The organism is Desulfobaculum sp. SPO524 (assembly GCF_044987625.1).
Classification (GTDB): Bacteria; Desulfobacterota; Desulfovibrionia; order Desulfovibrionales; family Desulfovibrionaceae; genus Desulfobaculum.
This window is the reverse complement of sequence record NZ_JBJDSB010000003.1, coordinates 391,434-399,729: the sequence shown is the minus strand read 5'-3', so window position 1 is coordinate 399,729 and position 8,296 is coordinate 391,434. Positions and strand designations below refer to the sequence as shown.

At 55.2% G+C, this 8,296-nt stretch carries 6 protein-coding genes; all 6 read right to left on the bottom strand.

What is annotated here, in order from left to right:
• Window positions 1-352: 352 nt before the first annotated feature.
• Window positions 353-3,721: an ankyrin repeat domain-containing protein gene (locus ACI3L3_RS13105; protein WP_404845580.1), complete on the bottom strand. Its 3,369-nt coding sequence runs from the start codon at window positions 3,719-3,721 to the stop codon at window positions 353-355.
• 3 nt (window positions 3,722-3,724) lie between these two features.
• Window positions 3,725-4,825 (bottom strand): hypothetical protein, encoded by a 1,101-nt coding sequence (locus ACI3L3_RS13100; protein WP_404845579.1) that lies wholly within the window; start codon window positions 4,823-4,825, stop codon window positions 3,725-3,727.
• A gap of 864 nt (window positions 4,826-5,689) precedes the next feature.
• Window positions 5,690-6,082, bottom strand: coding sequence for a CBS domain-containing protein (locus ACI3L3_RS13095; RefSeq protein ID WP_404845578.1), 393 nt, complete (start codon window positions 6,080-6,082; stop codon window positions 5,690-5,692).
• A gap of 38 nt (window positions 6,083-6,120) precedes the next feature.
• Window positions 6,121-6,468, bottom strand: coding sequence for a P-II family nitrogen regulator (locus tag ACI3L3_RS13090; RefSeq protein WP_404845577.1), 348 nt, complete (start codon window positions 6,466-6,468; stop codon window positions 6,121-6,123).
• Window positions 6,458-7,252 carry a DUF1538 domain-containing protein gene (locus tag ACI3L3_RS13085; protein WP_404845576.1) on the bottom strand — a complete coding sequence of 265 codons (795 nt, stop codon included), beginning with the start codon at window positions 7,250-7,252 and terminating at the stop codon, window positions 6,458-6,460. Before ACI3L3_RS13085 ends, ACI3L3_RS13090 begins: the two co-directional genes overlap by 11 nt.
• Before the next feature lie 10 nt (window positions 7,253-7,262).
• Window positions 7,263-8,018: a DUF1538 family protein gene (locus ACI3L3_RS13080; protein ID WP_404845575.1), complete on the bottom strand. Its 756-nt coding sequence runs from the start codon at window positions 8,016-8,018 to the stop codon at window positions 7,263-7,265.
• Window positions 8,019-8,296 lie beyond the last annotated feature (278 nt).

Genomic DNA, 8,296 nt, shown 5'->3' with positions numbered 1-8,296 from the left:
GCTGGATGTCGCCCGCCGAATTCGAAAAGCATCTTGTCATGAAGGATGTGGCTTAACTGGTGGTCCACTTTTGTGTGGCAGGATCACCGTGTCCACAACTCTGTAGCAGGATCACTCCTGCAGACGGCAAACAGGCTAAGGGAGCGGTTTCCAGGCTATGACAAAGCGCCACTTGCGCAATAGCACCTCCACTCACATCGACACACCGACGCTTAAAAAGCCAGCCACAAAACACAAAAGGCGCTCGATATATTCGAGCGCCTTTTTACTATCCGACGGATGCTTGATAATCTACAGGACGGAAACTTCGACTCTACCCATATGCAGCCTCCTAAAAATGGAGGGGGCTACCCTACTGGATTCTTGCCGATACGTATTCGGCATCCAAAAGCGCTATAAGCGCTTTGAGGCCGTCCACGTTATCAACCTCGTCAATGCACATACGCGCATAATCTGCGGCGGTATAGCCTTTCTCATTTTGGGCGCTATGGTCAGCCCCTTGCTCCAACAGCATTCGCACAAACGCGTAGCGTTCATTCAAATCGGTCTCATATGTGACTTCAGCGGCATAGTGGAGAGGCGTATTGCCGGAATTATCTTTCGCATTGAGGTCACTCCCCAATTCGAGGAGCTTTTCAACGGTCTTGGATTTCCCATCGATGCACGCATAATGCAGCGGGGTCACTCCATCGCAATTTGCGACCAAGGGGACATCGAATTTCTGGACGAATTGCTGAATAAAGTTTGCCGCCAGCATGTCATCACGCTCATCAACAAAGCGGCGGGCCGCGTAGTGGATGACGTTGAGGCCGTCATTATCGGTATTCGCAATCACATCAGCCGTCTTTTTGCGCCTGAAGATGGTGTTCACAAACCCAAAACCGCCCCTCATGCACGCAAACATAGCCGCTGTCCGTCCGGAGAAGTCCACGCGGTTGCTGTCTGCGCCGCGTGCAGTCAGGAATTTAAACATCTCAACGTCATTGGACACGATAACATGATTCAGCGGCGTGGTTCCGCCATCCTGCGGCGCGTTGATATCGACGCCATTTTCAACCAGCAACGAGATCATATTCTTGCGCAGCTCATCCACATCGACACTGGTGTACTGCGGCGCCCCCCTCTCTCTCAGGTCATATTGGTCCTGCATATCAAGAGCCAAATGTATCAACGTCTTGCCACTTATACCGTGCACAAGGCTCAAGTCCGCGCCACGGTCAACAAGCTCGCGGGCAACCTCAAGGCACCCGAAATGCACCGCGCACATAAGGGGCGTGTAGCCGTCATTGTCCGCGTAATTGATGTCCGCACCCGCATCGAGGAGAATACGTGTCGTCTCCAGCCTGTCCTGTTTTGAGTGATACGCAAAGTTCGTTATGTTGCGGTTCAGGGCTGTACTGTCGTCAAAGCCGCCAATGGCCATAACATTGGCGCCCCGTTCGACCAGCCACTTCGTCACATGAGGATTCGACGAGCCTGCGGCGTGCAGAAGAGGCGTCGCTCCATTATCGGATGCCTCTTCAATCTCAAGAAGCCCCCGCTTTTCGAGAATCTCAAGCACACCGATCACAAACGGATAGTACTGGTTCTTAATGCGTCCACAAATCTTATGAACAAACGCCTCGCCAAAACAGCCTAAATGCGTGTGGACAGGCGCCCCGGCATCAAGAAGAACCTCAATAAGAGACAGCGCCGGCAAGTCGCCGGACCATACGTCCATGACGTGTTCAAGGATCGAGTCCTCGTTGCGATACAGACCTGTATTTTTATACTGATCTATAAGGCGGGACTTGACGATGTACTCTACGTCGCACCCGGCCTCGATAAGGGCCTTGAAAATCTGCAACGTCTCCTCGACACGGACATCAGGATTCCTCCGGTGACCCCAATCAAGCGCGAGTGAGAGGTAGTTTTCCACACGGTGCGTGTAGACATCATCCTTGAACTTCCGTGTAAAAGTGCGCTGTATATTTTCCGTCCGCGCAATGATTCGTTTAATCACATCCACGGAGTGCTTTTTAAGCAACGCAAGGCGCAACGAATCGGCCGACTCATAATCGGCCGTGCCGCACTTCAAGTGTGAATACGTATCGAGGTAGAAAACAAAATCAATTTGATCTGGGTCACAGCAAGACATCATAAAGTCAAAGAAGGTGAGATAACCGGCAGTGCCATCCGCGTAAACCAGCTCAAACTTCCTGTTTATATCCCACCCGTTGTCAACATACAGCTTCAAAAGACGGCGCTGATGGTGGCCGTGATAAGCGACAATCGTGCACATGAAAAGCATGTTACTTGTCAGTTCCTGCGGGCTATTTCCGCTCAGCACCCTCCGGTCCACGGGGAAGGGCTTGCCCTGCATGCGGTAGAGGTCGGCGATATGGGCAAACATAGCGAACACTTCATCGTCGGAAGGGAACAGATCCCCACGCGGAGACGGAGTCATGATCATAGACTCAAAGCTCAAACCATGCTTGTCCACAAAATCAAGGTCTGCGCCCCGGTCAACAAGCAAGGTGACCATCTTTCGCTTGTTGAACCACACGGCGTACAACAATGCGGAATGCCCATGCGCTTCAATGCGCGCGCCGCGCTCAAGAAGCCACTGCACAAGCGCTTCCGGCTCCTTGAGCATGTCGCTCCACCCCACAACGGCGCAGAGGAGCGTCATTTCACGCATGCCGTGCTCCACAGGGGCATTGAGGTCCACACCCCGGTCAAGAAGCGGCGTGATAAATAAAATCTTCTCGCGCGTGAAGTACTCGCCGCTCATGGCAATCTGGCGCACCATCTCGATGCTGGCGTCAGTACCGTCCGCGTTCTTCACCATTTTTCTCAGTGTTGCCTTGTCATAAAAATCGACAGGCACCGGCAACACATTGCCGCGTTCCTCATTCACGCGGACAAGCTGCCTGCGCTGCTTTTCGTCAAAGTAATCCTTCCGCAGGAAGCCCTTGACCTGACGGATATCATCATCAGAAAAGGCAATACCCGCGCGGAAAAGCGCAATGAACCGGTCCGAGTTGCCGGCTTGCAGCGCTTGCACCGCCAGAGAAATGCTCGAGCCCGTCGCAAGGGGCTTTCGGATATTCAAAAGGTCCAGACCATGCGCGCACAGCCGCGACAGCACCCTCTCAAAGTTCCAACTACCCAGAGACGACGTGCAGGGCAGTTCCCTGTTTTCAAGGGCCATGACGAGCGGGGTGGCTCTAGGCTCTGCCGCATAATTCACATCAATTCCCGCCTCCAAAAGATGGTCCAGCGCCTTCAGCGAGAAGGTTTCGCGGCCAAGCAGAAAGGCAAGTGCTGTCATCCCGCGCGAGTTCAGGGCATTGATGTCCACACCTGTTGCCAGCAGAACATCCAGTAAGTCCTTTGCGTAATATTTCTGGGTGACGAGCCAATGCAGGAGTGGCTCGCCATCAATGGTGGCTGGCAAGTGGTGCCCGTGCTCAACAAAGGCTTTCCACACATTTTCATTGCACGTACGCGCAACCTGCTCCAGCAAAGACGCGGCCTCATCGTCACTCTTGCCGATTGGTGCGCCCATACCGAGGAGCATCCGCGCCACTTTGGACTTTTCGTATTGCACAGCATATTGGAGCGGCGTTATGCCCTTCTCATCAGCGTCGCCCACGGTCTGCTCTGCCAGAACACTTGCAAGCTGCTTTACATCGCCGGACTTTACCATTGCCTCGATCGTTTTCTTTCTAAAGAACATATATTATTCACCCAGAATTATATGTAGTTTCATAAAATGGTACGTATATTTCCCTGTCTCGCCGGATTCTTTCTCCGCATACTCGCCGCGGACAACAATCTGCCCATCGGCGTAATCCAGCGCGCCATTCACAATGCGAACGCCTTGCTCTTCCGCAAACGCGGCAAGGGAGGCGTTGGTATTGTCCAGTGCCTCGCGCATCACAAGAGCTGGCACCATGCCAGAGTGACGCGCAAAAACGTTCTGCGCATGCTCCTCGCCTGCCTGTACAATCCGAAATGATGCGCTGTCAGCTATATGGCGTATCCGGTCTTGCAGCGGTGTCGAAATACTGCGCGACGCATACTCCACAAAGCCGGAACGTGCGTCGTTGGGAACGCCGCCCAGAACAATGAAAACATCGTCTGCACAATTTTTCGCGGCATTGATGGCCTGCCCAACGGGCGTCATATCGCCAGTAACGAACTCCGTCGTTGTTGTGTACACGTATAGCGCCACGTGCCCATCATCAAAGGCGACAACAACGGAGGTATCCACATATTCCGCGCACCGCGCCGCCAAGGCCTCATGGCGCGCCACATAGGCGTTCTTCGCACTTCGCTCGCGCTCTACCGCAGCGGCGATGTGCTCCGGCTCAAGCGTCTCGAATTGTACAAGAAAAACGTTCCCATCTTCATCATCATGGAGTCGGCACAGGTATCCGTCGCCGTCCCCATGACTCGAATAGTCTGTCCTGAGCTGCACTGCGCCCGCGTACTGCTCATGCAATACACCCTCAACAGCCTCCTCCAGCGCGTCCTTTTGGGCTTGCTCCTTGGCCTGAAGCAGGGTTGCCGCCCCCCACAAAAGCCCCGCGACAACAAGCGCCGCGGCCGGGATGTACAGGAATCCCCATCTGCCCGTTATGCACAAAAACACAACGCTCATCCCGTAAACGGCCGGATAGACCAGAACCAAAAACGCTAAGCACAACGACAGCCTCGACTCAAGGTTCACGCCATTTATACCACTGAGGGCCATCACCGTCGCAGGTAGCGTCATCACGGAAAGAACAGCAGGCAGCCCGAGAAGAACCACCAGCCCTATTTTTATCATGCTCATCATATGCCTATCACCTTGTAGAACAGGGGTGCCTGCATTATCGCCGGATTCCACAGCAGGGACCACAGGGGGGCGGCAAGCGCCGCCCGGTGTGGCGCTTGCCGCCATTCCCAAAGCGCCGCCAAGCTCCTCACCCAGAGCGCCCAGCGCCCCTCACCCACAAATTCCTTGCCCTTCGCAATAACTGCGGTCCCAGCTTATCCAAACGATTCCCCGTTTATGTCAAGGGCGATTTAAAACCGTCAAAAGTCCAACGGCAGCCCATACTCGCGTCTCAAGGCGAATTCTGAGGAATGATGGCGCAAAAACGCCACAGAGAAACAGGAGCGCGGCCCACTCCAAACAACACAGCGGACCCCGGGCAAATGCCCAAAGTCCGCTTTCAAACGTCTTGCAGTGGGATTTTCGGCGACGGCGGGAAGGCCCTCTGGCAGGGGGCGGGACGTGACTCGACCTCATGATAGCGCCCCCACACACCACAAAGCGCGGCACCGTCACACAGTGCCGCGCAGGGAGTCACCAGAAACTATTACGGGAAGGAGAATGACAAACCGGGCGCGCCAAGGGCGTCAGCCTTACGCCGGACCGTCCGATGGTATGGTCGTCCGATGGTATGGCCCAGCATCGGGGCCAGCGCCGGGCACAGTGAGGCAACCGGGCTGTGGTCAGGACTGGCTCTTGGGTGGCGGGAGCGTTTTACCGCATTCTTTACATGCGACAGACTTGTCTCGCTCTTCCCAGCGCACAGTCTGGCTTGCACCGCAACGCGAACACACGCGCCTCAGGTGAAGCGCGGATTGAATTGCTGTCAATATCTGCAACATGGCTGCGCCCCTTTGCCGTTAGCAGTGCGCGCCGCGCCTGCCGCTACAGCAGGTTGTTATCCAAAACCAGCGACGACAACGACACCACGCCGACAACTTCCCCGTTTTCCTCAACAGGAGCGCTCTTGATGCTGGTCATATTCATCAGCCGCACCGCGTAGCGGATGTCCATATTGGCGGGCACCGTAATGATGGGCTTGGTCATGATTTCATAGGCGCTGACATCCCCGGCGTCGTGACCGGGAACGATAACCTGTTCCACCAAGTCGGTAATGGTCACCATGCCCCACGCATCATCGTCATGCCGACGCGCCACAAGGATTTCGGAAATGCGCTTGCTGCGCATCTGCTCCGCAACCTCTTTGGCCGAGGCCATGCCGTCAACGCTCACTATCTCTCGCTTCATCACATCGCGCACACGTACGATTGCCGCCATGCTTCCTCCCTCTCACGTCCCATCCGTGGTGAAAGAACTTACAGGTACTTCTCCCGTACCTCTTCCTTAAACCGCTCAATCTGGCTCTCCATACCCACAACCTGCTCCACCGGCAGCACAAAAGCGATGCCCGTGCCCGGTTTGTGGAACTCCCCGGCCTCTTCAATAGCGGCAACAACGGGCTTCACAAGATGCTCTTCGATCAAGAACATGACAATGTCCGTCTGATCCTCCAACGTCAGGCCAAAGAAGGTCTTGGCCTCGCGCATGCCGGTGCCGCGGCTGGGGATAATGGTCGCTCCGGTCGCCCCGGCGGCCTTGGCGGCATCAACGATGGGGTCCGTCTTGTATGTTTTCACCGGTGCCAATATCAGTTTAAACTTCACGCTGCGCCTCCCTCAGGCTCTTTTTGCTCTTTCTCGCCGTCATCCATTGGGTCATCTGTGCATATCCCATCACTGAAATTATCGGAAACAGACTGGCAAAGGCAATAAGGCCAAATCCGTCAAGGGCCGGATTTCTGCCCGGCACAGCTTCCGACAGCCCCAGTCCGAGGGCGGCCACCAAAGGCACTGTCACCGTGGATGTGGTCACGCCGCCCGAGTCGTAGGCAAGGGCGACTATCATCTTTGGTGCGAAAATTGTTTGTATAATGACAATGACATACCCGACAAGAATGTAAAGATACAGCGGTGTTCCAGTTACAATGCGGAAGGCTCCGAGGGCAATGCCGAAGGCCACGCCAATGGCGACGGTTATCCGCAGCCCCCACTGGCTGATGCCACCACCGGACACCTCCTTCGCCTTAATAGCCACCGCAAGCAGCGATGGCTCGGCAATGGTGGTGGAAAAGCCAATAAGCGCGGCGAAAAGATAAATCCAGCCATACGCCGACCACTCCGAGGCCGCCTCTGCCCCGCCAAGCAGAAACGTCGGCTCCGTTAGCTGCGTCGCCATCATTTTGCCAAGGGGGAACAGCGCCTTATCAAGCCCCAGCAGAAAAAGCGTCAGGCCAATCACCACATAGACGCCTCCGGCAATCATCCGCTTGGGGTGCGGAACAGGCTGGCGGAGCACAAAAAGCTGAAACCCCACAAGCAGGGCAAGAATCGGCAGAACATCGCGACAGGTCGACAAAAATGCGCCTGAAAATTCGGTGAAGAACTGCACAAAGGCCCCCTTATTTGGCTCCGAAAAGGACAAGCCCGTAGCCAATAACGGCAATCATGGGCAACAGCGAAGCAAAGGCAATGAGTCCGAAGCCGTCAACGAGCGGATTTCGCCCTTTGATGATAGACGCAAGGCCCACGCCAAGCGCGGCAACAAGCGGCACCGTCACCGTGGAGGTGGTCACACCACCCGCATCATACGCAATGCCAACGATTTCATGCGGGGCGAAGATGGTCATCACCATGATAACGACATAGCCGCCAATGATCAGATAATGCACAGGCCAGCCGCGCAAAATACGGAGCACGCCGATGAGTATGGATACCCCAACGGAAAGGGCCACGGAAAGCCGAAGCCCCATGGCATAGTCATCCATAGCCTTTTGACCGCTTTCGATAAGCCCGCCTTGCGCGGCAACGCTTGCGGCCTCATCCGCAACGGCAATGAGCGATGGCTCCGCAACGGTGGTGGCAAACCCCAAGGCAAAAGAGAACGCCAGCAGCCAAAACAGACTGCCCTTACGGGCCAAGGCGTGCGCCATCTGCTCACCAATAGGGAACAGGCCGATTTCCAGCCCTTCCACAAAAAGCGCCAGCCCAAAGACCACCAGTAAGCCGCCTTCCATCACCCCAAGAACATTGGGCAGAGGCTGGCGAAGCACTGCGCCCTGGAAGAAAGCAATGACGAAAATAATGGGCAACAGGTCTTTCAGCGACGACCAAAATCCCAGCCCAACAGTTCGCGATGCGGATTTTACAATTGCCAATGTACTCTGCTTGTCCATCCACCCTCCGCCCTTATGAGGAGCGCCATCATATAGATGAGCTGCAACGATTCATATTATACCTATAGGCTGATCGCTTGGTTTTCAACAGAAATCGTCAGGCGGGCACTGTCGTTTGCCGGACAAAAACAGAGGGAAGCAAGCCCCCAACTCGCACGAGACGACGCAACAAAACGTAAGATGCAGTCTTTTCGTGCAAATCGCGGCAAAGAGAACAACACAGGGACAAAAGCTCCGCAGCCTGCACTATCGTCATACGC

Coding starts and splice junctions, on each gene's coding strand:
- ACI3L3_RS13100 (WP_404845579.1), bottom strand. CDS start 4,825: ATGATGAGCATGATAAAAATAGGGCTGGTGGTTCTTCTCGGGCTGCCT.
- ACI3L3_RS13095 (WP_404845578.1), bottom strand. CDS start 6,082: ATGGCGGCAATCGTACGTGTGCGCGATGTGATGAAGCGAGAGATAGTG.
- ACI3L3_RS13105 (WP_404845580.1), bottom strand. CDS start 3,721: ATGTTCTTTAGAAAGAAAACGATCGAGGCAATGGTAAAGTCCGGCGAT.